This is a genomic window from Mesorhizobium sp. M0244, assembly GCF_040321795.1.
Lineage (GTDB): Bacteria > Pseudomonadota > Alphaproteobacteria > Rhizobiales > Rhizobiaceae > Mesorhizobium.
Genome location: NZ_JAMYSE010000236.1, coordinates 1 through 684 on the forward strand (window position 1 = coordinate 1; position 684 = coordinate 684).

Sequence of the window (684 nt, forward strand, 5' to 3'; positions counted from 1 at the left end):
CGGCGGCGGTGTTGCGCCGGATAAGTCCGGGGTTCTCAAGCCTGCCGTGCCGATCAAGAAATCGGTCACTCCGGACTACATTGTCAGCCTTGAGGACGGGAAGAAGTTCAAGTCGTTGAAACGCCATCTCGCGACCCACTACAACCTGACGCCCGACGAATATCGCACCAAATGGGGCCTGCCAGCGGACTACCCGATGGTCGCGCCGAACTATGCCGCAGCGCGCTCGGCATTGGCCAAGACGATGGGGCTCGGCCGAAAGCCGAAAGAACCGGAAAAGCCGGCGCCGGTGAAGCGGACGCGCAAGAAGACCGCGGCCTGATTGCTGCAGATCCATCGGCCTATGTAGTCCGGACACAAAAAAGGCGGGAGTAACCCGCCTTCCACAGGCGAAGCTGGGTTGAACGGTACCAAGGGTTGCCGATCAGACACTCTCCAATTTTGGTGCGAGAATAAAATCGAAAACGGGCTCGGGCTGGTCAGGCTTTGGCTCTGGCAAAATGACCCGGGAAGTTACGGCCGCTTCGACATATTCTGCAAGCGCGGCAGGTGTCATCCCGAGTGCAGTCTCAAAGAGCCGGCTCGGCACCGTCACCACCTGGCGAAAAAGCGCGGCAGCTCTTGTCGCATGGCGCACGGCAGCGACCCGCTTTCCCTCGCGTATTTTTACCCCGGCCGCCGCCA

General features: G+C 60.5%; 1 protein-coding gene and 1 pseudogene. One reads left to right on the top strand and one right to left on the bottom strand.

What is annotated here, in order from left to right; translation table 11 throughout:
- The coding region (locus NKJ08_RS38825) for a Ros/MucR family transcriptional regulator (protein ID WP_352786425.1) at window positions 1-322 on the top strand (322 nt) is incomplete at its 5' end.
- Window positions 323-424: 102 nt separating this feature from the next.
- Here NKJ08_RS38825 and NKJ08_RS38830 read toward each other — a convergent pair.
- Window positions 425-684 (bottom strand): annotated as a pseudogene (locus NKJ08_RS38830) (DUF309 domain-containing protein); the annotation flags it as partial.